The following is a 24,381-nucleotide window of genomic DNA, read 5'->3' as shown; positions in this document are numbered from 1 at the left end:
GAGTGGTCAGTACAGGGGAGACAGCGACCAGCTAGCTGTTTGCGAAATGCCAATATTCGCAGCGTCAAAAAACGCTATCAAATAGCCTGCCAATCAGGAAGACAACGACGAATGCACCGAACAAAATCACCACCGCTAGAAGGAAATCGGTGGGACTTCCCGACCCCTCAAGACCAATTTGTAAAGCGGGATACATCGTGTTCGGAAGGTTGGGTTAGAAGAGTAAATAGCCAGTGGGTGACGTGCTAAATTCGCATACTTACTGAGTGGGCGTTCCAGCCAGCACCGAGGCTAAAGAAACTGCTTTTTCCAACCCGATCAGAGTTCCGTTGCCTGCATCTGCTCGTGGGCGTCGGGGTTGACTACCGGGATGACACCCTCCATCTCCTCTTTGCCGTACTCCTCGCGAATCAGGTCGTGGATATCGTTCGCGAGAGCAACGGCCTCGTCTTGCTTGTTGGAACTCGCCTCGTTTTCGGGAAAGTCTGCTGGCCCGACACCCTCCACGACCATGAACAGCTGGTCGTCACTCATTGTCGACCGCCTCGACGAACAGCGTCGTTTCGGGCAGGTCGTCGCGAGAGGCCGACAGGAACTCCGAAGTCTCTAGCGTTTCCTCGATCAACTCGACCAGTTCCTCTGAGACATCGCCAAAGTGAACGATGGCGTCGGGATCGGGGTAGTTGTCGTACTGCTGTGCAGCCGTCTTGTCCGTCTTGTTCTTACTCATGATCGGTTTGCGGCGCGCCCTCTGTGGGACGCCCCTCAGCCCGTTGGGGCGCAGAAAATACACGGCGGCTCGTTCCCTGCCACCCGATTCATCGCGATGAGCCTTACCTGCCTCCAGAAGCGGGACCGCCGGACCGGCCTGCCGGTCCAAGGTGGAGCGTGTCCCCCGAGCGCTTGCGCTCGGGAACCGTGAGCGTGAGAGTGAGCGAAAGAGTGGCTGGTACGGCTCCTCGATTATTCCGCGATTACGTTCCCGTCCTCGTCGATGGCGTACCTGAGTGGGTACACGTTCCCGTCGATATGCGTAGCCTTCTTCGGCAGCGTCTCGTTCAGCCACGCTTCCCGGTCGGCGTCGGTTTGGATGTCCTCGTTCGGGGAGTGGACGCTGAACAGGTCCATGCTCACCCAGCGATTGACCGTCAGCTCGCCGGACGGGGAGTACACCTTCACGCGCTTGTTTTCGGCGTCAACACCGACGACGGCGAGTGCAGACGTGCCCTCGGTCGTTTTCAGTCCATCACCGATATCCACGGCATCAGGGTCGATATCGAGGTCGTCGCACTGCTGTACAGCCGTCTCGTCTGCCTTGTTTTCACACATAGTCGGTTTGGCGGCACGCCTCTGTGGGACGCCCCTCACCCCGCTGGGGCACAGAAATTATGCGACGGCTTGCTCCTCGGTATCCGATTCATCGCGACGGATCTCGCGTGCCCGCTTTCGAAGGCGAGACTGGATCGGCGTCCGGTTCTCGTGCTGGTTTTCGTATGCGAGATACTGCTGGATCGTCTCCATTGAGTGCATACAGTTGATGCCGGCGACGATTGGCTGGAGATGGTCGGCGTCCAGCAACCGCTCTGGAGGGAGTTTGTCGAGAATTGGGTCAGGAGTGTCGCTCATGAATCCTCCTCTCGGAAGTCGTCAAGTGTCGTCCTGCGTTTGTACCGACAGCCCGGGTAGTGAGCCAGAAGCGTCTCGTCGACGGCGTCCCAGAAGCTGATTTTGTGTGGTGCAACCGACTGCCAGAACCGGGCCCGTGCCAGTGCTGCCCCAACTCGCTGGCGTTCCTCACGACGCCACTGCTCGCGCTCGATCATCGCCATGCCGACGCTCCCTCCGGTCGATCCGCCATGTACGAGCTGGCAAGCTCCAGCCCGGCATCGAGTGACCGTCGCGTCCCGACCAGTTTGGTCGCCCGTTCGAGCGTCCAGTCAGCATCGCTTCGTTTCAGCAGGACTGTCGCTCCGGTGTCGGGAATGTGCCAGCCGATCGTGTCGTTGCCAGCGGCGAGAAATTCCCACTCACCGGCAACTGCTTCTTGTGCCGCGCTCTGCGTGTCAATCAGCACATTCGAGCGTGGGCCACCAGCGCCGAAATCGCCCAACGTGGCCGTTCCTGCTGCGTTCATGCAGCGACCTCCCGGCGGTCCCAACCGGCGAGTTCGGCTTCGATGGCGCTGATGATACTCGTGACCTGTTCCTCTAGCGTGTCTACCTGCGCACCGTCGACGTCCAAGAGCGAACGAAGTTCGAGTACGTCCGGGAGGTCGATACTGTCTGATCGCCGGGCCACCGCACGGAGGACAACCGCTTCAACATCGGCGCTGCCGGACTGCGCTCGAACAGTCGTCGCGATGGACTCGACGAACTGCGCGGTGGGTGGCTGTGACAGGTCTTCCGAATGACGGCAGGACATATTTCGAGACATCCTCTCACCCGCCAGAGGAACACAAAATAGGAGCGTGCAGCAGCCGTAGATAGAGGGTAGTGGGTATCAGACCCGTTTACGGGTGACTAGTACATACCCCAAGAAAATGATAGCCGTAGCCAAGGAACGCCTCAATTCTTGCAACCCACTTCATTACTTCTGGCTATGATGACGACGGTGGTGAGGTAGTGAACGTGACTATACTGTAATACAGATTCTGTTGAACGTTCATTCCGGCCCACCAATAAATACTCGCAGAGCCGAGAAACAACGCTGACATCAGTACTCCTATTGGAAGCAGGTGAACGCCATTGGCGGTAGTTATCTGCGATATTCGCGAACTGAGGTATTTCAGCGTCCCCTGCAGTGTATCGTCAGTCCTTGCTTTTTTCCTCCGTGCCTTTCGTTCCCGGACACGGGCTTTCCTAGTTTGGTTGATTAGACCGTCTTCACTGCACGCTAACCAGAGTTCGTGATTTATCCGAGCAACCGCATCATGGAGCTGTACTGTATCAAGCGAAGCGTCTACGTCCCTGTTATTGGTATACTGCTCAAGTCCTTGGCGAGGTGGGGTCAAAGACGGTCTCACGGGATAGCAATACGCTGAAAGGGTTGTGTCATAGCCATCCGCTTCAAAGCGTGTTACAGACCAGTTAGCATGGTTTTCTGATATTGACTGAGAGGACTTCTCTAACCGTTTCTGGACAGCAGTAACAACCTCCCTCTCTCAGATACTGGCTTTCCGGAAGCTACTGAGGTGTGTGAATCGTTTTATGAGACCCTGGTCCGGTTCAGACAAGTTCTCCATATATAACTATATTAATATTATATGTTTTGCCATTATATTCAATAAACAATCCTGAGGTAAAATTTGGTTCGCTGGAGGAATGATACTCATGTTTAGAAAGCGCCTGACGCGTTCGGTTATACTGTTTTTCCGTGAGATTTTGCCTATATTCGGTTGAATTCCCGATCTTGCGTAGCCCTTCGGAAATGATCTGTGACTCAACTTGTTCATGATTAGCAACCTCTTCACTCTTAGGAACCGTTTCTGGGGCGGTTATGTGTAGGAACCCCATAGGTTCGCTATCTGAGGAACTCGTAGTCTGCATATCAGTCGACATGTCTTCATCAGCAGTTGACTTGTCAGGTACACTTAACATATCAACGCATCCTGTTATTGCAAGTAAAACAACCAGACTAAGAATTGCAATTCTCCTCACAGATATTGATAACTCGGGATAAATGTAGTTCTTCTGCATTACAATTCAAACATATAGTTGCCGTATTAAATATTTAAATATATAGATGAAAATATTTTATTTCTTGAATAAGACATTAGATGTGTGGTAGAAAATAGTCCTCCAACTAGTCGTCGCAAGTATCTCAGTGTGCCTCGTGGAAGAGCGAAGCGGCCTGTTCGACGTTGTCGCGGTCCTGAAGCTCACACTCCCGGCAAATCGTGAACCGGAACACGCCGTCTTCTCGCCCCACTTCGTCAGGCCACCGGACGTAGGTGTCGCCTCGCCGGAGATATCGGCTGTCCTGTCACCGCAGAGTCGACAGCACTCAGCCGTTGCCTCGGGCTGGACGTCGGTCACTGGGACCACTTCATCTTGCCAGACAAACGCCGATGGTGGCTTGACGACTGGAATTGGTTGCTCGTCGACGGGCGATTCGCTGCTGTTCGTGGCTGATCCATCACGGGCTTTGGAGGTTGGTTCTGTCATCCTCGCACCCGCCAGAGGAACAGAAAACCGCCGTCTCAGTCGAGGCCGGGGAGTCGTTCAGCAATGATGATGCCGCCCCTCGGCCCCTCCAAGTACAGTGCTGTGTGCCCACGAAAGTAGATGGTGTAGCGGTATGGAACGTACTGGTGGCCGGATGAAAGCGTCGCGATAATCTTCGACAAGATATGCGCCGAGAACAATGAGTCGCCATTGTGATTCGACAGGCGGCCGGATTGCAGTGGCTCCCAGCTGTCGAACTCGTGGTCCGCTGGTGGCGTCAGTGTTGTCCGGGCCGTTGCGATCAGGTAGTCAGCCCCGTCGACAACTTTGGCGGCGGTGTTCGTTACGTCTGGAATGAATTCCACATTCCCCCCGAAGTCGGTCATCGGCTCGTTGTCCCAGCGCAATGCTTCTGGATGGCCGGCGACAGGCACTGGCGGGCCTCGGAAGCCCTCGCTTCGGATATGGGATTTTGCTTTGCTCTCGCAACCGAATGTCTCCCCGCAGGTACACTCGAACGATTCGTCGTTGCGGTAGTAGCCGTCGGTATCCTGTGCTCGGACGAGTTCACCGTCATCGTCCATGTAGATGGTGTCGACATACCCCCACGAATACGACACTTCGATCTCGTGCTCTTGACTGGGCTTGCTGAAGTCGAAGCCGGCTTGCTGGTCTGGCTGTCCGTCCTGCGTCTGAGTCGGATCAGTTGCAGTCATCCTCTCACCCGACAGAGGAACAGAAAATCGCCCGACACAGCGCGTTAACCAACAGAAGCGATGAGTGTTGGTTAACACAGTCGGTATCGTGGGTTTGCGTGCTATCCACCCTGTTCTCCTTCCCCGCCGTCGGTCGCAAGACTCGTTTGTCTCGTGGCAAGGAACCGTTCGGGGACGTTCTCGAATGCATCCAGCCCTGCCTGCTCAGTCCCCTCGACGTCGACGCCACTGTGGCCTGTTTGCCACGTAGCAGAGTCACGCTCGAAGCCCCCGTCAAAGGCCGAGAGTTCTGATCGTCGGGCTGGAGCCGCTGCCGACGAGAGTTCTTCGACGCGGTCTGAAAGCCAGCTCATCTGGTCGAACATCCCGTCGAAGTCACGCTCCTGGAAGGGGAAGCGGACTGTCGCTTTCGGCGGGAGGGCAGTGTACGTCTCTCGTCCAGTCCGAATCGCAGTTGGTCGTCCGTCGAAGATGCCGCGCTTACGCAGCGCGTCGACATAGTCGCTGCCGGCCAGAACGACCAACTCCCGACAGGGCGACTCCTGTTGATCGGCAGCATAGGGTCGCCGGAGCCAATCACCGAGAGATGAATGGACACGGAGCGCCCACCGATCTAGTCGGCTCTCAACACAGTCGCCTGACGGCAGCCGATAATTGGCTTCTCCTTCGATGGGTTCGCCCCGCAGGTCCTCGATGGTCGTATCGTACGGGGCGACCGTCTGCCGGGGCATCAAGATCCCGTGTTCTGCAGAGAGAACCGCCCAGGTGTTCGCTCGTCGGTCAGCGGTTCGAGCCCACTGGACAGCCGCCTCAGCATATGATCGCTTGACCGCGAAGTACGACGAAGTGTAGAGGTCGCGAGCCTCAGCTGGATCGTCGGTTTTCGCGTTGCCGCATCCAATCAGTACGAAGCGGCCACGAGTTCGCTCAGTCTGTGTAGTAGTCATCTGTCTCCCTCACCCCACCAGGGAGTCACAAAACTCTCTGAGACGACACGTTCGGCTTTAGCCGTAGACCTCGATGGGAGTGAGTCCTGCCCGGTATTCCACTCTGTCTCGCTCGTGTTGGCTCCGGTACGCGAGCGTCTGTCCTTTCTCATACTCGACGACAATCGCATCCTCAAGGCCATTTACAGTTGCTCTCGAACCGTCAGCAGCCCAGACGGGGTCCATCGGTTCCGCTGTTAGCGCGCTCCGGTCTGTCTCCACGGTCGGCCACACACCCCGCGATTTCCAGTAGGACCTGATGTGCCGCAAGCTCTGTTGAACCGTCTCCCGTATCGAGAGGTGGTCCGCACTCGCGTAGCCGTGTGGCGAAAAATACTCGCCGTGAAGCGCCGCCAGATGAATCCCGTTCCAGTCGACGCCAACGATATCGGCTGGTTCTTCACCGGTCACACGCGGCTGTGTCAGCTCCTCAATCACCGGATACTGCTTTGTCGGACTTGCCCCCAACAGATGCACTCGCCGTCCCCGCCAGTCCACAATATCCGTGTACTCGTCGGCGGTCTGGTCGGAGTAGCCCATCGGGTATCCCAAGACGATATCCTCGTCGATCACGTCGATTGCGTCGCGGCACTTCGGGACGATAATGACCTCCGTCCCCGGAAACTTCCGTTTCAGCTCCCGTGCGGCTTGGTTGTACCGGCGCGCCTCCTGTCGGTCGTATGCGTCGCCAAGCATCCCGACCGACGGCTCGTACTGCTCGAAGCGTTCGATGTACCGGTCCAAGTCTGGATTCCGGAAGTCGTTGTCCAGAATCTCAATCGGGACGTCGACGTTCCGAAGCGAGGACTGGTAGGTGTAGTCCTCGCGAATGCCGACGGCGAATCCAAGCCGGTAAGCATCGATTACGAACGGCTCCCGGTGAAGGAACCCAATGTACTCAGTCTGCTGTGCATCGCTGACAGCCGCCGCTGACCAAGAGTGTCGCGCCTCAGAAGACATGAACAACACCGAGCGCGCCCACCTGGCGCGCCCACCTGGCAGGCGCGGCAAAAACTACTTTCCCGTGTAGATTACCCCATCTAAGTCAGGGAACAGGCCACCGACGGTATGGCGTGGAGAGAACCCAGAAAGCCCTTCACATATAGGATCACATTCCAAATGATGCCCTCCAGGCGCGAACTTCTCGGCGGCCTTAGTGGCGTGGCTCTCATCGGAACCGCCGGCTGTCTCGAATCCAGCGAATCACAGTTCTCACCCGGGAGCGATACGACGACTGACTGGCCAATGCCCCGCCACGATCCCCACAACACGGCGTTTACACCCGATGCCGTGGCACCCCGAACGGACGTCCGAGAGCGGTGGGCCGCCGATATTGGTTCCGATATCAGCACGCCGGCCATTGCGGACGGGATAGTCTTCGCACCGGATGCAGAGGGACTGCTCGCGCTCGATGGAGAATCGGGTGAGGAGTTATGGCAATTTGCACCGACCCAGCATCCTTGGCCCTCACCGCCGGCGGTCCACGACGGGATCGTCTACGTTACGACGAGCGATGATGACACGGTTTTCGCTGTCGATGCTGACACTGGCGATAAGCTATGGTCTCTGACTGGTGCCGGCCACATCCACAGTCCGCCCCATCCGATCACCGGTCGACTCGTCAGCGAACCGTTCGTACTCGTCGCAAACGACGATGGGACCGTTCGCGCGCTTGACCCAGCGAACGGTGACGAGCACTGGCAGATCGATGTATTCGGTGCGGTTAGGACAATGGCGTTCCGCAGCCCTCGATTATATATTGGTACTGTCGGCGGCGAGGTGTATGCATATTCCCTCAATGGCACCGGAGAAGAACCGGGAGAACGCTGGCGTCGTAAAGTAGGGAGCCAGATCGAAGGAATAGTACCGACGGACAACGGCATCGTTGTCAGCACGTTCAGTGGCCCACTCCGGAACCTACAAGATGGAGCCAACGCCGGCATCAACGACTGGATAGCCACCGAGAGCCACACCGGATCACCGCCCGTCTACGCTGGGTCGTGGGTATACAGTACGGGCTGGGAATCACTTTCGTCGCTCCGAGTCTACGACAGGAACCGTCACTGGCAGGTGAGCGCAGACTTCGATAACGCGGCCCCTGTCGCGGCCGGCGACACCATCTATGCTCCGGTGAAAGGTGATGTTCACGCATTCGATCTATCAGGTGGTGTCGGGGTCGGAGGAATAAGGGTTGGTGCAACACGATGGACTCATACCATCGAGAGTGGTGGGATTCAGGGACTTGCCGTCGGTGATGGGGCGCTGTTCGTCGCCTGTGAATCACACAATGAGGCCGATTCGACGCTGGTCTGTCTCGAACCACCCTGATTCTCGACAGTTCTTCACAGAGTTGTACGGGGAAGATACATTGATTGATACCCGGTAGCAGAGATTGTCTTCCCTTCATAGGTGAGATATGATTGGCACTCAGTTGTCCTTTGAGCCTTGCGGGAAATCATGTCATGCGGAGATTTTTCAGTCATAGATGTGGCCACTTTGGATCGGAGTCTCATCCGTTTTCGTTATTCTTGAACGGACCTGATTGATATCCGTGGGAACCTACCAGAGGCGTCGTGGTATCCCCTGTGGCGTTCCGTCCCTTCAACGGGTACGTCGCGTGCAAGGCCAGAGCACCGGACATAACAGCTGTCCGAGTGGATCCCCGGAACACGTCGAAGAGGTGTTCGATGTGTGGGTTTACTGCTCTCGGCTGTGGTATCGGTGTTGAACGCATACTTGACTCTCTCCACCCAGCAAGGAAGACACAAAAAACGGCTCTCAGGCACGTCTGGAAGGACACCGCTCCTTCTCAGCTGGCACCTTCGACGGCGTCGATCAGATCCGCCGCAGTCGATGAGATTCGGTCCAGCCGGTCCCGAAGCGTCTCTGGTGCGTCGCCGTCCCACGCCGCGAGGTAGAACGCCGAGTTGTCGGGGTCCAGCCCGAAGTGACGACTGACCACGTAGGCGACTGCCTCGGCTTCGACCTCGCGTTTCGACCGCTCCGCCTCATCCTCGACATTGAAGTGAAGATCCGCATGGGCGAACTCGTGAATCAGTGTACTCGCGAGGGCGGCCCGATTGTCTCGGTCGACCGCTTCGACCATCGGATTCGTTGTCATGACGTTCCGACGCTCGCAGACACCCCGTGCAGACCCATGCTCCCACTCTTCGGGAGCGACAATTCTCGCGTCGACGCCGATCTCGTCGGTCGCGTCCAAGAGGTCCTCGACAAGTCCATCCGGGTCGCCGTGAGCTTCTGTCTCCAGTTCGGGAAGCGGTTCGCCCTCAGTTTGGGAGATATCGAACACCGACGTTGGTCGGAACCCGACCAGTCCCCGACGCCATTGTTCGGGCTCTGTCTCATCGTACTCGCAATCAGTGTTCTCGTGATACGACGGCGAATTGCCGCATTCGGGGCACTTCTTCGTGATGATCGGAGCCCAGATCCAGATCGCGTCCTCGCCTTGCTGAACGTACCGGTCGAACTCGTCTTGCCACGTATTGTACCCCGCAACTCGGGTTGCTTCGGGACACTGGAGCTTGATGAGTAGCGTGTTCCGAGCCGAGTAATCGTGGAACTTCGATTGGACGTCAAGCCACTGCTGGAACTGCTCGCTGGCCTGCGCTTCGTCGGTGAGGTCGGCAAGGTCTTCGACCCACGCATCGAGTTGGTCGCGCATCTCCTCGTCCCGGGAGTCCGAATTGTCGAAGGTGCAAGTGGTCTGCTGGCTGGACGACTGCTCTGGAGTGTCTGACTGTATCGTTGACATTGATCTGTCTTCGGGACGCGCTCTCGGGCACGCCCCCGCACCTCCACTGGGGGACAGAAAATTCGCTGTTTAATTTAAGACACATTGATATCGTGTCTCCCCAGTCTACGATGCTTCGAGTTGTTCAGTTCAGGTGGCGCTCACAGCAGCTGAGTAGACCACCCCAATCCGAGTGAGCGGGTGGCTAACTCCTTCAGCGCTGGACTAAATAGCGTAAAACAGTAGTGAAGATTCCCAATGCAGTACCTGCAAGAAGGCTGAACTGCAATGAGCTCTCGTCTACTAAGAGGACGACCGTGACGCAGAGAAACGCTAGGATCCCAATAACTACGCACTCAGCTCCTAGCCCGAATCGGCTCCGAAGGAATTGATTGCTAGTGGTTTCACTCATTGCTATCTGATATATATCTCTGCAGACAAGTCCTTTACGTGTGCTATATATGTGTTTGTGACAATTGATTCTTTCCGAAAGTAGTTAACGCAAATAGATAGTCTTGTAGCTCGTTCTGTTGGCTTAAGAGTCTAACAAACGCGAATCCGCTACTCCTCGCCTCTGGCCTCCCAGCCTTTGTGGAAGTACACCAGCGCCATGTCGGAGTCAAAGCACTGCCCGGAGGGAACGTGCTGCAAGAGGTTTTGTTCTGGGGTCGGTTCTACCACACCCTCATTGAGTAGACTGGTGACCACTTCCCGGCCTCGTGGCTCGTCGATCTCGACGGTATCGGGACGCTGCCGGTCACGGTCCTGTGCGATCTGTTCGCGCTCGAAGCGCTCGTAGTCTGGAACGGTCGGATCCATAGAGGAAAATCCCTCACCCGACCGGGGAGACACAAAATTAGCGCTAACCAACAGTCGAGAAGTATGGCGGTCGCTGTTGGTTAAGATACACCACCGTTTCCGCAAAACCACGGGGAGCCGAGTCAGTTCGGGAGCTTCGGCGCGATCACGAATTGCATCGCTCCATCGGCGTCCGGGAACTCCGATTTCAGCACAAGCGGGACTGAGTCTCCGATATGGAGAACCCGATTCGTGCCGTCTGGCGGGCCAGCATTCGCCGATTTGACGAGCGACGAATCCAGTTTCACTTCGACATCCGCAGGCTCGAAGGCGATGAGATCGGTGTCGTCCCACCGGTAGGTCATGCTGTCAGTGTCGCCGTCTGCGGCAAACCGCACTTCTCCGGCAGCGGAGTCAACAGAGAGGTCAAACCGGTCTGCAAGCATATCTGCTGCGTCAAGACCGAGTGAGATGTCGTCTGGACTCAGGTGGACGGTTGCCGGGATGTCGATATCCGGCATCTCGACAGGGTAGCGGAGCGATGCAACCGCCTCAAGATCAATAGTGCGCGTTATCCCGTCGATATTGATTTCTAGTGTGCTATTCGCTGCATCGAGTGCGAACTGTGCAAGGTCGCCTGCAACGCCGACCGAGAGTGCATCCCGGACCCTACCGACGTCCACTCCCAGTGTCCCCCTCCCTGCATCGAAGGAGCTGAACGAACTTGCAGAGACACGCAGGTCAACCATCGCGTGCCCCTGCTGGTCGGCCGCCCGGATGGCGATTCCCGACTCTGCAATCCCGAGTCGCGTCTTGTCTGTGACCGTGCCAGCCGCCGCGAAGATCCGCTCAAACAACTGGACCTCGCCGCTGATCCGAAGATGCTTCGAGGCATCGAGCGACAGGAGGTCCGCAGTGTCGAGTTCTGCGTCACCGTCCGCCGGCGTCTCTGGCACGCTCGTTTCGGCGTCGGTGGTTGCTGCTTCGGTGCTACTGGCCGCTGTAGACTGTGACATTTCGATTTCCCTCCACTTGCCGGAGGGCACACAAAATATGCCGTTGGCGGCGTCGGTCAGGGGACGACTGACGCAAGGCGGTGGGTATGGTAGTCAACCGTCCAGCGCGAGTAGTTCTGAGTTATCCGATACTCGCGAACGACTGCAACGTCTTCCAGCGACTCTTCGGGTTGTTCCCACGTAAACTCGTAGCCGGCGATCACGTCTCCCTCGTCGAGATATCCAACCGGATGCTCCGGCCCGTCCCACTCAACCGAGATTGGATCGCCACCACTGGGGGGCTGGACTCCACGACTGACTGTCCCCTGGATGACGGCTGGATCATTCGTCAACCCATGCAGTTGTGCTAAGTCACTGGCTTTGATCGTGAACTCATCCTCCTCGCCGACGAACGAGTGCTGGGTTTGCCCGCGTACTGTTGCGTACTCTACGCTCTCGATATCGACACCGAGAGCGTCGGATAGCAGGTGGGTAAACTCAGCGGCTCCCGTGCGGACTGTTTGGTTCTGTTCCTCGATCTGCAGGGTTGTCTCTGGCGTCCGAAGCTCCCTTGTGTATGGGTTCTCCGGCCGTTCGACGGGCATACAACTGCACAGGAGCGTCCCTTCTGGCCCCGTCAGAATCCACGGCTGTTTCCCACACGGGATGGCGGTATATTGCGATGCAGTGTATCGGCCACCACCAGTGAGGACTCGCAATGCCTTTTCGAGTGCTTGGCCGTCGATCCCGTAACCGTAGCTGTCAGCGAGCCCGTCGACGAATGTGACTCGGGTGTCGACTGAACTGAAGTCGCCGTACGTGCTTGGGATTTGCAGGACACCAGTTGCGTACTGCTCGACATATGCTCCGACGTCCCCATCGACAACCCACCGCGTTTGCTGTTTGGTTGCTCGACCAGCCGACGTGTTGATCGACGACACCGGCCGCTGCGTTGTCAACCCCCAGTCCTCGTCTGGGGCCGCCCAACTGCCGTCGTCACGATCAGGAGCGCGACACGTCGTCGCGCATCGGGCGATGCTTGCAGTATCGGGATCGAGGTCTTTGTCGGCGCTGTCTCCGTCTCCGAACGTACCGAGTGTCAAGTCAGTCATCCTCTCACCCGCCAGAAGAACACAAAATTTTGCCGGCGAGGCCAACCGCTACAGTTGTTTCGACTGGCTTGATAACCCGTGGCGGTTGTGCGCCTCGTCTGAAGAGTGCAAAGACGAGTTCGTTTGGGTAATCAGCGATACTCTTCAACGTCGACGACTTGTTTGGTCTCCTCATGAGTGAGGTCACCGTCGACCGAGACCACTGTCGCATCAAGTTCTCGTCCGACCGCGGCAACGAGCGCGTCAACGCCGTCAAGATATGGTCCCTGTGATCCAACCTCGTCAGCGATTCGTCCCGCTTCAACCGACAGATCTTCGCTGGTTTCGTATATTTCACCCCACGACAGCGCTTCAACCGCCTCTTCGAGATCGCCCGATGGGAGGTTTCCGACACCAACGAGTGCTTCAGCGTGGGCAGGAGCAGGCATTACCCATAGCTCTTCCTCACCGCCGTTCGATTCGTAGTACGTTTCTGTGGCAGGGTGACCGCTCAGGTAATCGATAAGGAAGTTCGCATCAAGAACCCTCATGTATCCTCGCCTAACCGTCGCATCCGCTCTTTCCGCTTCTCTTTCGAGTTCTCGCGCTTGTCTCGAATCCAGTCGGCGTCCTCATCAGAGAGAATCCCAAACCCGTCGTAGAAGTCAGCATCTTCACTCTCATCAAGGACGCGTTCGAGCACGTCGTTGAACGATTCACCCTCACGTCGACGGCGGTCAAGCTGTCGCTTCACTCGATCGCTCACTCGTATCTGCTCATCTGCGGTCGCCATTGATACGTCAACGTTGGCGTTGACATTGGTTAATCCTTGTGGGAAAACACAAGGACGATTTGTTTTATAGTCGTAACAAACAGCCCCTTTCACTCGAAACTCGGCGTGTAGTCAGCGATATCGACGACCTGAGTGATGGTTACTAAACTAATCGTAAAAAAGTCGGGAGGCCTCTATATCGAACACACCTAGATGTGGCCCACAATCGACACCATCGCCGGTTCCTGCTTCAACTTCCTAGTTCTGATAGTCGAAACCAACGCTGTTTAACGGTTCACCAGAGGTCGCCAGATCGGAGTTATATACAAAGATGTGCTCCGCTGCCTCAGAGAAGGAGCGGATTATCGTTGGCCCCAATATATATTATGTTATGTATTGTAGTAGTACTTTAGCAAAACGGATATATACACTGTTAGCATCTAGTCATCAGATGGATGTGGAGGGTTATTTGACGACGAACGAAGAAGTACGTCTTCAGTGGGATGGCCAAGTAAAATCTGGTCTTACCAATGCGATCAAGGGCAGTGTAATCTTTGCAGCAACTAATATGAGGTTATTGGCAATAACCGATTCTGGCAACTCGAAAGATATTGAATATTCACATATCAGTTCGGTTGAAGTTGAAACAAGTCCTAAGTATAGTTCAACGGGGACTCAGCGTGACCTCATTCTAGGTTTTATTTCACTATTTGGTGGGCTACTTATTTTGCTTGTAGCAGAAAATAATGCTCAAATTCTACTGGCTGGGATAGGTTTCATTCTAGGACTAGGATTTGTCGTTTTTAATTGGGATGATTTCGAGGGGTTTTCTAGTTTATTTGATTTTGAAGAGACCACTGTATACAATATAACATTGATAACTGGCGACGAAGAAAATAACCAGATTAGTTTCCAGACGGAGGAAAATATCGGTGCTGAACTGTCACGGATTGTCAGGGAAACGAACTGAGAAATAAGGGATACACATGGAGTCGGTAAGTACAGGGGATATCTGTGTCAAAATAGCCTGTGAAATGGGGTTTACGCTATGTGTTTGACTAGTTCGTGAATTCATAGGACTGAATAGCACATTCAATACCGTCGATACTGAGTAGTGATTCACATGATCGACGAAACCGTCACTGAGGCCGAACTCTGACCGAAGCAGAACTTCAGCGATAAACTACGGTGCAACAGTACCAGTGTTCCCGTTCGACCCTGTGAATGGAATGTCGATTTCGAGACCGTCGTAGGCCAACATCGGCTTCTTTGCTTCGCCCGGTCCACCGCCCTGAAATTCGATAACGTCGATATCTGCAAGTTCAGAGAGGTTCCGGTGTACCTGCTTGTAGTCTCGGTCAACCAGTTCAGCAGCCTCGCGGATGCTCGCCGGTTCATGTTCGGAGATCGCCTCCAACAGCTCCAGATTCTTCGGACTGAGGAGACGACTGAGTTCGGCGTACGAGTCGAAGTTCAGTGTCGGTTGGGCGTCGTCAAGGTCTTCGCCCTCCTGAGCGGCCTTGAGTCGACTACGCGTGCGCTGGTCGAGATGGTCGCTATTTCCGACGGTGACTTTGAGTGTGGGCATTGTGTTCCTCCCGGCAGCGTCCTACGGTGACCAGTTCCACGAAACGGGCGATAGTTCGGTAGCCTCCTCCTTGAAGCGGTCGTAAAGCGTCAGCATCCCCGGAAACTCGATGTATTCAACATCGTCGTGAATGTGGCGCTCGTGCCCTTTCGTCCGTTCGTGGGCATTGTCGTATCGGAGGATCGTGTCTCCGCCGACCTCCCCAAGACGGAGGCTGTAATCCCAACCACACGGGTACTTATTCATCGTCCGTCTGTCGGATGGTCACAGCAACGACGTAGCCGTCTTTGACATCCCGCCAGTCTTCGATGGTAGTGTAGGACGCCATCCGCTATCCTATGTTATTACCTCCATAGATATAAGCCTATGGAGACACCTCCATAACAGGGTCAAAAGACCACAATCGAGATTTTGTGTGCCGCCGGTCAGGTATATAAACGTCCAATTTCGCAGGACCGTAGAAAGCACTAGCTTTTAGCCTTCATCTGGAACAAATTCGTCCTGTTGAATCCGAGCTACCATCTTACAGCTCCTTATTGTGGGGATTATCTTTCGCATCTTGCACGTTCTCTCGCTGCACCATCTCGTACGCGCTCTTGTCCCCGTGTTTCCGGACCGTGTTCGCGATGCGGTCCTTTGTCTGCTGGAAGGACTCGTCAAGCCGCATCTTTGCCTGCTCATACCCACTCATGTATCGCTGGCCTTTCTCAGTCTGCTCTATCTCATGCGGTTCGTCATCATCATCTACCTCAAGCAGTCCAAGGTCCATGTATCGCTGCATCGCCTGAGAAAGCCCCGGGTCGTATGGACCCCGCTCCTCAGTTATCATTCGTAACGAAGTCTCTTCTGCCTCTTCATCGGCATAATTGAACAGGAGCTTGTGGTACTTTGTCCTCCCTTCAATCCGACCACCAGCTTCGCTCAACATCATTAGACGTGGGTGGTGGTTCTTGTCGTCACTCATCGAGATCATCCCACGTTAGCTGGACAGTCATCGTCTGCAGGCCCTCCACTTGGTGAGGGTCGAAGTGCCGTTGTAGAGACTCATTTGAGGACGCGATGATGTACTGGATATCCGTGTCCCGAATGAAATCTATTGCGCTGTCACGCTGGTCATCTTCCAGATTAGCGAACGGCTCGTCAAGGACCACAACCTCGAAGCTGTCATCCGAATTTTCGTTCTCTCTCGCCACAGATGCGACCGTGTGTGCGAACGCCAAGTTCAGCAGTCGCGATTCACCCGTACTCAATTCACTGTATTTCCGCGGTCCCCCGTTACCCGGAAGGAGAATCTGACCGTCTTCCTCTACCCGGACCTCAAGGCCCAATTCTCCAGCAAGGGCTTCATAATTTTCTGACCACTTCTCTTGGAACGACATCACGATCTCTTCGAAGCTGTCTCGTTCGAGTTCATCAATGCGCTCCGTCACCTGTTCCAGCGATTCATCCATCTCGTCCAAGGAGTCCTGAATCTCATCACGCTCCTCTTCGAGCGACTGTTTCTGGGTGTTGAGGCGATCTACCTCGGCACGGTGCTGCTCAAGTTCATTTTTGGTTCGCTCAGCAACGGCCTCAATATCATAGTTGTTGTCCTCAAGCGTGAACTTGGTAAGGTCGTTTAGATCCGATAGGTCCGGGATGGATGCCTGAATTGAATCGATTTCATTTTCTATCTCAGCTTGTTCCTCTTTCAGCTCCTCAATCCCCGCTTCTAGCTGGTTTACTGTGTCGTCAGCGGACTCAACACGGCTGCGAAGATTCGTTTTCAGATCATCCAGAGACCGATCTTGCCCACAGTGTGGGCACTTGCCTCGATCTAGCCTATGATTAGCAGTACTCTCCGCGACAACTTGGTCACAGACAGGACAAGACAGCTCTTCAATCGCGTTGAGGATGAGGTCGTTGACCTCTTGTGTATACCGGCGGGCCTCACGCAACTGGCGGTCTTTCTTTCTGAGTTCCTGTTCTATCGTTCGCTTCCGGTCGTAGAGGTCCTGTAGTTCCTCGTTGAGTTCCTCGTTTTCTAAGAGCCGATCTCTGATGATTTCGATTCGCCCGGTGTCAATAAGCGACTGAAGCTTCTCGATTTTCTCAAGCCGGCTTTCGACCTGCCCAATATCAATTTCCTCCAACTCTCGCTGAACCGGTGCCAGCTCGGTACGTCTAACCTGCTCGATCTCCTGCTCAAGAGAGTCTCGTTCGTCTCGATAGTCCTCAAGTTCTTGTTGAAGATTGCTTCCAATTATCTGGCGGATAGACTGAATCAGTTGTGGTTTCGAGAGCCGAGAGAGTGGGAGTTTGTCGGTCTCGGAGTGAACGAACTGGAGAGTGGTGATGTCCTCTGGCCCGATTAGCTCTTCGAGGAGATCCTCAGCGGCTTCTTTTTCGACTTCCTCTGTACCATCATCGTAGGAGCGACCTCCCCCACCGCGATGGAGTTGGTGCCCGTTATCGAACTGGATTTCTACTGTGCTCGTTCGCCCGGGCTGGATACCGAGTGTAGCCCGGGGGCCGTAGAGTGCATACAAAAGAGCGTTAATTGTCAGGGTTTTACCTGAACGGTTTCCGCCCTTGAGGAGGAGATCACCACCAGCGATATCCTCTTTCGTGATTGTCTGGTAATCCTCAACCGCGAACCCATCGATGTGGAGTCTACTGATTTTCATATTTGGCTGTATACGGCTCACTGATGTTCTGTGCGAGTCTGTTGAGTTCCTGGATACTCCGCCGGGTCAGGAGTTGAGTAGCGAGAAGGCCGATGACCAGCCCAATACCCAGTCCGAAAGTACCACCGAGGTAGAACCCGACGAAGGGAGTGGTCAAGGCAATAATCAAGCCTGCGAGGATAGAGATATTCTTCTGGTAAGCGCGGCGGTCGAAGTCATCCACTCGGTTCTGGAGTTCTTCGGAAGCGGATTCGTAGAAGTCGTCGTGTCCCGTGATTTTCTGTATTTGGTCTGTGGACCGTCTCAGTTCGCCTCCGGCGAAGAAGTTGATTAGCCGGTTGTTCTGCTGATCGGCTAGGAACATGACCAGTATTGTTGGGAGGACGGACAGTGTTTTCAGGAAGAGTGGTTCTGGCCTGACGAGTTGAATGGCCACGCCTGTGTAGACGGTTAGGAAGACTGCTCCCCACCCACTATCCCAAATTTTCGTCGCAATTTGCATTCAATTCTAACCTTCAGAACTAACCAATAGATTGCCAAACATAAATCATGTGCCGTGATTACAATATCCGAGATGAATCAGCAGTAGTGAGGTCATAATTATCGCCACAATCGGTGACGACCGCCGACCTGCATCTGTCCACGAAGTCATTAATATGCTCTCTGAGAATTGTCCGATAGCAAGATGGGGCACGTCTACTACCATCACCCTGTAGACAAGCAGTTCTCTCTCAATTTCGTCAATCCAGACGCCGAGAATATCGTGTCACAAATCGTCGACTACGACGGGGATGTAGCTGTGAAAGTCGTGGAATACGAACTTGAAACAGAGTTCTACGGTGTATACACATCTCGGGTTGGTGGCGGTGCAGTGAGCGAGATCGAACTTGACCTCAGTGACGCTCTCGCGGACATGACTGAGGACAATGGGACGATTGTCGCACGTCTCCTAGAGATATATCGTGCGCTCCTCTCACAGAACGAGGAAGAAGAGGGTACGCCTGTGGAGGCTTACAAGAACATCGACATTGAGGACCTCCCCGATGTGTTTGACGAGACGTCGTGGGAAGGGACGGCAACAGATGTCGCTGGTCGCCTCGCGTCGAACCTGATTCTCAAGCACGCTCTTCCTAACGCCAATCATCGGACCGCTGTGGCGCTGCTACAGTTCTACCTGCGTCGCATCAACAGCGACTTTTCGATGCCCGAAACAAAAACCGAGATTGAGCCCGATACCTACGACTGGCGAGAGTGGGTCAACGAGTATATTAACGAATCAAAGCGTCTCCTGACTGTTCGACGGAAGAACGTCCTGTTCAAACATTTGCGTGAGTTCGGAGCCACAACGCTTGAGCGGAAACACGAAGTCATGATCGATTTGTCAGAGTATGAGCTTGATATGTATCCGCATGAAGCGAAGGTATTCTACGCCGAAAAACACCAAGACCTCTGGATAGAATTTGTGGAGAAAGCAGTTGAGCGAGCCGGCTTTCCAGAATTGACCGACACTACGGGGATATCTAAAGCAGAGTTCGCAGAGAAAATCCGGCGGCTTGACTAGCGGACTGCGTTAGTCTTGGAGAGTAGCGACTAATCGGCCAGTTTCTTCGGCCTCTTCGCTACGCGACATCCCATATGTCGCAAGCGCCTCGTCCACCGCTTCATCAAGACTCATAGTTCACTTCAATATTAGCTGTGTGATTGTATAAACTCTTGCATCACCCTGCATGTGCGCCATACAGACGTGAGAGATGTTCCTGATTATCCCTGTAATCGGAGCTGCCTGAGCAGATAGAACAGAAACCCAGAGAAACAGCCAGAATGCCGGATTCATGTCTAATTTGCAGAGCTGACGAGCGAAGCTGAGTCGTCGTCGGATCGGGGTCAAGCCCCAGCATGACCGATTTGGGGGGTGGTAACGCACTGTTCGGCCCCGTCGGTCTGCCGTTCCAGCGTCGTCCCCCGCAGGTGAGCGACCAGCGACAGCACCTGCCTGACATCTGGATGCAACGCCAGCCACTCCTCAAGTCGATCAGCACGTCCAGTCACAGCCAGCGTCAATTCATCGCCGTAGTCGATCTTCCGATGCCCCAGATCATAGAGAACTTCGGCGATGACAGCCATCTTGTCGGCAAACTCCGGTCCGTAGTCGTCGATGTCCACGTCAGCGCTGGGGGTAGAGCCTGCGAACTGCTGCCCTCGCCACCGAATGGCAGGCAAATCCATCCTTATGATTTGGGACCCCCGCCCCCGGGTGTTTCCGCGTAAACCCTAGATAGGCAAGACAGGCTAAATGAGAATAACCAAGATACACATATAAATACAGGAAAATATTAGAAGAGATATTTAATTCTAGAGAGAGCAGAAAGCTGATACAGAGGTTTGAAACGGATAGCAGACCGTTTCTCTCTTTCTTCTACTTTAGGCAATAACTAGCTAGAAAGAAAGAGATATAATAGATGTGAGAAACAGGAACTGATTCAGTTTATGCCGATAGGAAAATCCGCGTTAGAGGGCATTCTTAATCGCAGTATCGCCAATAATTCTCTCTTGTCGAGACTCATTATGCTCTTCTGCACCTCACACCATCTATAGAATTACGCGGAAACACCCGGGCCCCGGGGAGGGGACGCCGATTCAGAGTCGGACTTCCGTGAGGTCGCCGGCGCGATCTTCGGCGAAGCCGACGGCCACGACCCATTCCATCGGCCCGCCAAACAGACCTTCGCGGAGATGCTGATGTATCTCCATCTCAACGCGAAAAAGAACAGTCGCCGCCATGCGCTCTGTCATGCCGATATCGTCTCACTCCTCAACGAGGGCCATATCGCGCTGAAAAAGGCACTCGATGAGTTCGACCGACTGGATTCGGGTCATATCGACCCTGACAAGAAAGGCGCACAGAACGTTTACCAGACGATCAAGGAGAACGTCGATCCCGTCTTCACTGGTGACTTCGGAGACTACGGGGAGTTCTCCCTGCAAGAGTACATCGAGAACCCGGAAGGCCGGGTCCTCATCATTGACTCGAACCCGACGGAACTGGAAACGCTCGGGCCGATGTACCAGCTGCTCGTAGACTGGTCAATCCGCTACGCGATGAACGCCTCGAACCCGACGGTCCATATCCTCGACGAGATTGACGCGCTGCCGGCGCTCACTCAGGTAACGAACCTCACGGCCCGAGGTCGGAAACACAAGGCCCGGGCACTAGTCGGTGTACAGACAATCGGCCAGCTCAAAGACACGTACAGTACAATCTCTGGCATTGTCGGCAACTGCCCGCAGGGCGTTTACTTCGGTCCGGGTGACACTGAGTCGACGGACTTCATCCTTGACGAACTTGGCGAGAGTCGACAGTATGACCGGTCCGAGATGGTGTCGATGAGCCACCAGGGACGCGGCGAGAACCCCCGGACGCAGGCTCGGGACACGTACAAAGAGAAGGACAAAACACCGGTCACATCCGGTCTGCTCCGAGACTTCCAGCCCGGTGAGTGCGTTGCCGTCTCTCGGACGATGTGGGTTCATGGACAGTCCTACGAACTAGACGACGTTCGCGATAGCCTCCCGGCGCAGGGTGCGGAGTCGCCGGGCAGTTCAGAACTGGAACCCTCTGAGGATGACACCGACATAGAGAGTGACAGCTGGTTCTCGTTCACTCGGGCCCGACTCGACGATGTGCTCTATGGGTCACTTGGTGAGGACGACGACGGTGAGTCCAGAGAGAGTGGCCCGGATCGTGACTCCGAAGTCGAACCGACTGTCGACGCGACAGACGGGTTGGGCGACGACGAGTCGACCGACCCACTCGACCAGACAACAGCAAACACCGCCGTCACGTCTCCGGACGCAGACCATCCGAACCTATCAGATGAAGAATGTGAGTGCGTCGGTGGCGATCACGACCAGCAGTCCGACGACAACAGCGGTGACTTCTCCTCTGACGAGTCACCGAACCCCACCACTGATGAGACGGAAGCCGCTGAGAAAGGAGATGCTGAATCGGCCTCAGAATCAGACGCTACTGAGACTGATGAGCAAGACAAAACAGAGTCAGAAGAGAAGGGGCACGACCCGGCTGGGTTCATGTGACTGCCTCTCTACAGAGTAACGATAGCATCTAAGAAAATCTATACTTTTGCAGATAATCTCTTGATCTCCCTTTGGTTGTTGACTGATAGAGTCCTTTGGCTGTAGCCCCTCAATAGAGCTATTATCAGATATCCGATAAAGTCTCCCCAGCTAACTGATTCTGGGTGAAATCGCCAGACGGAATCGGTTTTGCTCCTATGTGAATCTATTAGCTAAGTGACTGATTCGTACAAAATCGCAATACGTGGCGGGTGTGATTCACCGAATAATTGGTCCTTTAACTTGCCGTGCTTTGCGGGGCGTTCTGAGAGCGATTTTTGCGAGAAATGCATAGGCAATCTAACAGTGGGAGAGCGGGTCGATAGACCCGACACAAACAGGGGTACGAATCCGCTCAGGCCACCTGCACTCTCACCTATTGGAGAACAGATATGTCTCACCTCACTCCCCAGAGTCCGACCGGGACTGCACATGGCGGGCCAGCCCCACCGAGTGTCATGCGAGTCCACTGTGCCACGCATGTCGCCGGCCACCGACGTCCCGGGCCACGCCGATCACGACCACACTCGAACTGAGCCAGTGCTGGCAGACCCACGCTCGACCCTCGCTCGCTTCGGCCCCTCGTGGCGCACACCTTGTCGCTCACCGGTCGGCGAGCACACCATCATGTCCGGAGCTTTGTGTCTGAAACCCAATAGGTACAATGTGCCTTGTTTTCGCATCATAGTGTAGTCGCAAATTAGTGTGCCACTCAGCTGGGAACTGTCCGATTCCCGGCGGGGATCGCGCCCGCCACTGCAGGCACGAGTGGACCGGCGTGAGGCGCGCGACCGCGCCGAGCGCAGCGCCCCGTCGTCCGAGTGAGCGAGAGTGAACGAGGACACGACAGACGAGCATCGCGAGTCTGTCAGTGGCGTCGCGCGCTGGGACGGTCCACCAGCCATCCAGCCCAGTTGTGCCCGGGCCGGCAGACCCACGCCTGCGATACATCCGACACTCCGTGGAATCGGTATCTCGACGTGTGCCAGCTGGGGGAGCCAGCCCAACCCGGAGCTTTTTGAGCGATGACGGGCAAGTCTGAATCGCACCGTTCTCATGTCACAGCCACACCTTTCTCCAGAGCAACAGCCATCCGACCAGCGTCAGATTCCGAGCATGGAAACGATCGGGCCGGTCGTCGACGAAGTGATCGACATCGCCCGCCGAGAACTCGATGCACCGCGGTCAGTGAAAATCAAAACATGGGAGGATCGCGAGTTTCTGGTGCGTGTCAAGCACGGCTCAGCACCAGGCGTAAACACCCGGTATGGATACGAGACAGCAATCCAGTATCACAGTGATCGGGAAACCGTCGAAGCCTTCCTGATCGAAGAGGATACCCACACTGATGAAGCAGAGCGCCTCCTGAAGATGGAACTCGGAACGATCCCCGATCCAGTACCAGAAAAAATTGGGGAGTAGACGACTGACTTATTTGTCTGTCAGTTCTCGATGGCAGTCCTCACAGACCTGCTCGTACTCTTCATCGCGCTCTGGGTCGTAGAAGGACCCGGCGCGAAACCTCACAGGGTTGTACCGAGTGTTGAAGACTTCCTCACATCGCGGACACTGAACGTCTCCCATTTGAGAAATTACCTCCCGGCGGCCCGGTCTGGCCGCCACCTGCCTGCGGCCACACAAAATCGAGGTGTTCCGCCTGCGATGCCGGTCTCAGCCGCCGATCGCTCTTATGCAAGGCTGCGGAAAGACCGTATAGTTTCACTGAACCGTCGCTAATTTGGCTAGATAGCTTCTGCTCCGCCACGCCGACGTTGACGATGAAAATAGGCGGCGAAGTATGGCCTCAAAGACGAAACCGACGCCTTGCGCCGCTACCTTGGGACACACGACAAAGTCGATAAAGAGCGTCTTCCGAAGTGGGACGAGTGCCGGGAGCTGGCGGTTGACTATGAGGTACAACTATCCTGAGACCGAACTTCGTCGGCGGCCCTGGCGTCTACCAGTGTCAGTCCGGATCGTAGGGATTCGTTGCGGTATCGAGCCGATAGACTTCATCGACAGCGTCAAAATCGTCATCAAACGCATACAGGTAACCGAGTCCCTCGGTTTGCATATACGCGATAATGCAGGCATCGACGAAGGAGAGCGGTTCGTGTTGGCGAAAAAGGGCCTTCCCTGTCGAGAGGGCGTCGGTGGTGAGGGAGTCGATGTGGAAGCGGGCGTTTTCTTCGATACGATCAAGGAGATCGACGGCTGCGTCGTGGCCGGCGTGGGTCGTGAGGCCGTTGAGTGTTTCTGCGAGAACGTAGTCGAGGATGACTGCCTCCGGGAGCGTTCCATTGTCGATTCCCTGGAGCACGGGAAGCGCGGCATCGTGGGATCCATCCCGTCGGTATGCGACTGCAAAGAGGACTGTCGTATCAATGAGTGCACGAGGCATTTACTCGACGTTGACGCCCCAGGCGTCGTGATCGCTCGTTACGTTGGTCGACTTCTCACCAGCGTAGCCGTCGAAGTCGGCGAACGTGCCCGTTTGCTGTTGGACAACTTGGACCCGTATGCTGCCGTCGTCTTCGAGATGCCAACGGAGTTGATCACCATCGTCGATATCGAGCTCGCGCCGAATCCGGGCGGGAATATTTGCCTGGTTTCCAGACACCTTACTTTCGGCGTCGACTCTGTCGCTGCTCATACCACAGTGTATGTGATCGGCTGTGAAATACCTAGTGTGCGGCCACACTACTCAGTAGCAGAAGAGCG

30 protein-coding genes and 3 pseudogenes are annotated in these 24,381 nt (G+C 55.2%); 6 read left to right on the top strand and 27 right to left on the bottom strand.

Annotated features, from left to right (window positions below; translation table 11 throughout):
- Nucleotides 1-318 precede the first annotated feature (318 nt).
- From HAH_RS15620 to HAH_RS15570, 12 genes and pseudogenes are all read right to left on the bottom strand, one after another.
- A complete protein-coding gene (locus tag HAH_RS15620; protein WP_014030666.1) occupies nt 319-534 on the bottom strand; it encodes a hypothetical protein in 216 nt (71 codons plus the stop codon).
- A complete protein-coding gene (locus tag HAH_RS15615) occupies nt 527-730 on the bottom strand; it encodes a hypothetical protein (RefSeq protein WP_014030665.1) in 204 nt (67 codons plus the stop codon). Before HAH_RS15615 ends, HAH_RS15620 begins: the two co-directional genes overlap by 8 nt.
- A 233-nt stretch (nt 731-963) precedes the next feature.
- Nucleotides 964-1,329 carry a hypothetical protein gene (locus HAH_RS15610; RefSeq protein WP_014030664.1) on the bottom strand — a complete coding sequence of 122 codons (366 nt, stop codon included), beginning with the start codon at nt 1,327-1,329 and terminating at the stop codon, nt 964-966.
- A 57-nt stretch (nt 1,330-1,386) separates the two neighbouring features.
- Complete coding sequence (locus tag HAH_RS15605; protein ID WP_014030663.1) at nt 1,387-1,626, bottom strand: hypothetical protein; 240 nt, start codon at nt 1,624-1,626, stop codon at nt 1,387-1,389.
- The gene (locus HAH_RS15600; protein WP_023842910.1) at nt 1,623-1,829 is read right to left on the bottom strand and encodes a hypothetical protein; all 207 of its coding nucleotides are present in this window, start codon (nt 1,827-1,829) and stop codon (nt 1,623-1,625) included. Before HAH_RS15600 ends, HAH_RS15605 begins: the two co-directional genes overlap by 4 nt.
- Nucleotides 1,820-2,134 carry a hypothetical protein gene (locus HAH_RS15595; RefSeq protein ID WP_014030662.1) on the bottom strand — a complete coding sequence of 105 codons (315 nt, stop codon included), beginning with the start codon at nt 2,132-2,134 and terminating at the stop codon, nt 1,820-1,822. Before HAH_RS15595 ends, HAH_RS15600 begins: the two co-directional genes overlap by 10 nt.
- Nucleotides 2,131-2,421 carry a hypothetical protein gene (locus HAH_RS15590; protein ID WP_014030661.1) on the bottom strand — a complete coding sequence of 97 codons (291 nt, stop codon included), beginning with the start codon at nt 2,419-2,421 and terminating at the stop codon, nt 2,131-2,133. Before HAH_RS15590 ends, HAH_RS15595 begins: the two co-directional genes overlap by 4 nt.
- Nucleotides 2,422-3,224: 803 nt before the next feature.
- Nucleotides 3,225-3,695, bottom strand: coding sequence for a hypothetical protein (locus tag HAH_RS19585; protein ID WP_144443772.1), 471 nt, complete (start codon nt 3,693-3,695; stop codon nt 3,225-3,227).
- A gap of 130 nt (nt 3,696-3,825) precedes the next feature.
- Nucleotides 3,826-4,034: pseudogene (locus HAH_RS15585) on the bottom strand (hypothetical protein); the annotation flags it as partial.
- Nucleotides 4,035-4,198: 164 nt separating this feature from the next.
- Entirely contained in the window at nt 4,199-4,879 is a 681-nt protein-coding gene (locus HAH_RS15580; protein ID WP_014030658.1) for a hypothetical protein, read from the bottom strand.
- 101 nt (nt 4,880-4,980) lie between these two features.
- Nucleotides 4,981-5,826, bottom strand: a complete 846-nt coding sequence (locus tag HAH_RS15575) for a DUF6884 domain-containing protein (protein WP_014030657.1) — start codon at nt 5,824-5,826, stop codon at nt 4,981-4,983.
- 57 nt (nt 5,827-5,883) lie between these two features.
- Entirely contained in the window at nt 5,884-6,825 is a 942-nt protein-coding gene (locus tag HAH_RS15570) for a DUF6610 family protein (protein ID WP_023842907.1), read from the bottom strand.
- 108 nt (nt 6,826-6,933) lie between these two features.
- Between HAH_RS15570 and HAH_RS15565 the strand changes: the two genes are divergently transcribed.
- Together HAH_RS15565 and HAH_RS20490 are read left to right on the top strand one after the other, a co-directional pair.
- On the top strand, nt 6,934-8,193 hold the full coding sequence (locus HAH_RS15565) for an outer membrane protein assembly factor BamB family protein (protein WP_174878667.1): 1,260 nt from the start codon (nt 6,934-6,936) through the stop codon (nt 8,191-8,193).
- A gap of 245 nt (nt 8,194-8,438) precedes the next feature.
- Nucleotides 8,439-8,783 (top strand): zinc ribbon domain-containing protein, encoded by a 345-nt coding sequence (locus tag HAH_RS20490; protein WP_144443771.1) that lies wholly within the window; start codon nt 8,439-8,441, stop codon nt 8,781-8,783.
- Here the strand turns inward: HAH_RS20490 and HAH_RS15560 are convergent.
- The 6 genes from HAH_RS15560 to HAH_RS15535 form a co-directional block, all read right to left on the bottom strand.
- Nucleotides 8,675-9,637, bottom strand: a complete 963-nt coding sequence (locus tag HAH_RS15560) for an ArdC-like ssDNA-binding domain-containing protein (RefSeq protein ID WP_014030653.1) — start codon at nt 9,635-9,637, stop codon at nt 8,675-8,677. The two genes, HAH_RS20490 and HAH_RS15560, sit on opposite strands and share 109 nt — an antisense overlap.
- Nucleotides 9,638-10,177: 540 nt before the next feature.
- Nucleotides 10,178-10,435 carry a hypothetical protein gene (locus HAH_RS15555; protein ID WP_014030652.1) on the bottom strand — a complete coding sequence of 86 codons (258 nt, stop codon included), beginning with the start codon at nt 10,433-10,435 and terminating at the stop codon, nt 10,178-10,180.
- Nucleotides 10,436-10,557: 122 nt separating this feature from the next.
- The gene (locus HAH_RS15550; RefSeq protein WP_014030651.1) at nt 10,558-11,430 is read right to left on the bottom strand and encodes a beta clamp domain-containing protein; all 873 of its coding nucleotides are present in this window, start codon (nt 11,428-11,430) and stop codon (nt 10,558-10,560) included.
- A gap of 56 nt (nt 11,431-11,486) precedes the next feature.
- Nucleotides 11,487-12,521, bottom strand: a complete 1,035-nt coding sequence (locus HAH_RS15545; protein ID WP_023842905.1) for a hypothetical protein — start codon at nt 12,519-12,521, stop codon at nt 11,487-11,489.
- Nucleotides 12,522-12,652: 131 nt separating this feature from the next.
- Nucleotides 12,653-13,051, bottom strand: coding sequence for a PIN domain-containing protein (locus HAH_RS15540; RefSeq protein ID WP_014030649.1), 399 nt, complete (start codon nt 13,049-13,051; stop codon nt 12,653-12,655).
- Nucleotides 13,048-13,293, bottom strand: a complete 246-nt coding sequence (locus tag HAH_RS15535; RefSeq protein WP_004966369.1) for an antitoxin VapB family protein — start codon at nt 13,291-13,293, stop codon at nt 13,048-13,050. The genes HAH_RS15540 and HAH_RS15535 overlap by 4 nt, the downstream gene beginning before the upstream one ends.
- Nucleotides 13,294-13,723: 430 nt before the next feature.
- On the opposite strand from HAH_RS15535, the gene HAH_RS15530 reads away from it, so the two are divergent.
- Nucleotides 13,724-14,242, top strand: a complete 519-nt coding sequence (locus HAH_RS15530; protein ID WP_023842904.1) for a PH domain-containing protein — start codon at nt 13,724-13,726, stop codon at nt 14,240-14,242.
- A gap of 213 nt (nt 14,243-14,455) precedes the next feature.
- Here the strand turns inward: HAH_RS15530 and HAH_RS15525 are convergent, their stop codons facing one another.
- The 5 genes and pseudogenes from HAH_RS15525 to HAH_RS15505 form a co-directional block, all read right to left on the bottom strand.
- Nucleotides 14,456-14,860 (bottom strand): HVO_A0114 family putative DNA-binding protein, encoded by a 405-nt coding sequence (locus HAH_RS15525; RefSeq protein ID WP_014030648.1) that lies wholly within the window; start codon nt 14,858-14,860, stop codon nt 14,456-14,458.
- Between the two features lie 21 nt (nt 14,861-14,881).
- Nucleotides 14,882-15,188, bottom strand: a pseudogene (locus HAH_RS15520) (toxin-antitoxin system TumE family protein).
- A gap of 195 nt (nt 15,189-15,383) precedes the next feature.
- Complete coding sequence (locus tag HAH_RS15515) at nt 15,384-15,824, bottom strand: hypothetical protein (RefSeq protein WP_014030646.1); 441 nt, start codon at nt 15,822-15,824, stop codon at nt 15,384-15,386.
- Nucleotides 15,817-17,526, bottom strand: a complete 1,710-nt coding sequence (locus tag HAH_RS15510; RefSeq protein WP_014030645.1) for an SbcC/MukB-like Walker B domain-containing protein — start codon at nt 17,524-17,526, stop codon at nt 15,817-15,819. The genes HAH_RS15515 and HAH_RS15510 overlap by 8 nt, the downstream gene beginning before the upstream one ends.
- Nucleotides 17,513-18,028, bottom strand: coding sequence for a hypothetical protein (locus tag HAH_RS15505; protein WP_014030644.1), 516 nt, complete (start codon nt 18,026-18,028; stop codon nt 17,513-17,515). Before HAH_RS15505 ends, HAH_RS15510 begins: the two co-directional genes overlap by 14 nt.
- 183 nt (nt 18,029-18,211) lie before the next feature.
- On the opposite strand from HAH_RS15505, the gene HAH_RS15500 reads away from it, so the two are divergent.
- Complete coding sequence (locus tag HAH_RS15500; protein ID WP_014030643.1) at nt 18,212-19,087, top strand: hypothetical protein; 876 nt, start codon at nt 18,212-18,214, stop codon at nt 19,085-19,087.
- 323 nt (nt 19,088-19,410) lie between these two features.
- Here HAH_RS15500 and HAH_RS15495 read toward each other — a convergent pair whose 3' ends face one another.
- A complete protein-coding gene (locus HAH_RS15495; RefSeq protein WP_023842902.1) occupies nt 19,411-19,752 on the bottom strand; it encodes a hypothetical protein in 342 nt (113 codons plus the stop codon).
- A gap of 402 nt (nt 19,753-20,154) precedes the next feature.
- On the opposite strand from HAH_RS15495, the pseudogene HAH_RS15490 reads away from it, so the two are divergent.
- Nucleotides 20,155-21,621: pseudogene (locus HAH_RS15490) on the top strand (type IV secretion system DNA-binding domain-containing protein); the annotation flags it as partial.
- 1,155 nt (nt 21,622-22,776) lie between these two features.
- Nucleotides 22,777-23,082, top strand: a complete 306-nt coding sequence (locus HAH_RS15485) for a hypothetical protein (RefSeq protein ID WP_014030640.1) — start codon at nt 22,777-22,779, stop codon at nt 23,080-23,082.
- Nucleotides 23,083-23,091: 9 nt separating this feature from the next.
- On the opposite strand, the gene HAH_RS19725 is transcribed toward HAH_RS15485, so the two are convergent.
- The 3 genes from HAH_RS19725 to HAH_RS15475 form a co-directional block, all read right to left on the bottom strand.
- On the bottom strand, nt 23,092-23,244 hold the full coding sequence (locus tag HAH_RS19725) for a hypothetical protein (protein ID WP_023842963.1): 153 nt from the start codon (nt 23,242-23,244) through the stop codon (nt 23,092-23,094).
- Between the two features lie 382 nt (nt 23,245-23,626).
- A complete protein-coding gene (locus HAH_RS15480; protein WP_014030639.1) occupies nt 23,627-24,061 on the bottom strand; it encodes a PIN domain-containing protein in 435 nt (144 codons plus the stop codon).
- Entirely contained in the window at nt 24,062-24,313 is a 252-nt protein-coding gene (locus HAH_RS15475; protein ID WP_023842898.1) for an AbrB/MazE/SpoVT family DNA-binding domain-containing protein, read from the bottom strand.
- Nucleotides 24,314-24,381 lie beyond the last annotated feature (68 nt).

The sequence above is a fragment of the Haloarcula hispanica ATCC 33960 genome, assembly GCF_000223905.1.
GTDB classification, from domain to species: Archaea; Halobacteriota; Halobacteria; order Halobacteriales; family Haloarculaceae; genus Haloarcula; species Haloarcula hispanica.
This window is presented reverse-complemented; position numbering and strand designations above follow the sequence as displayed.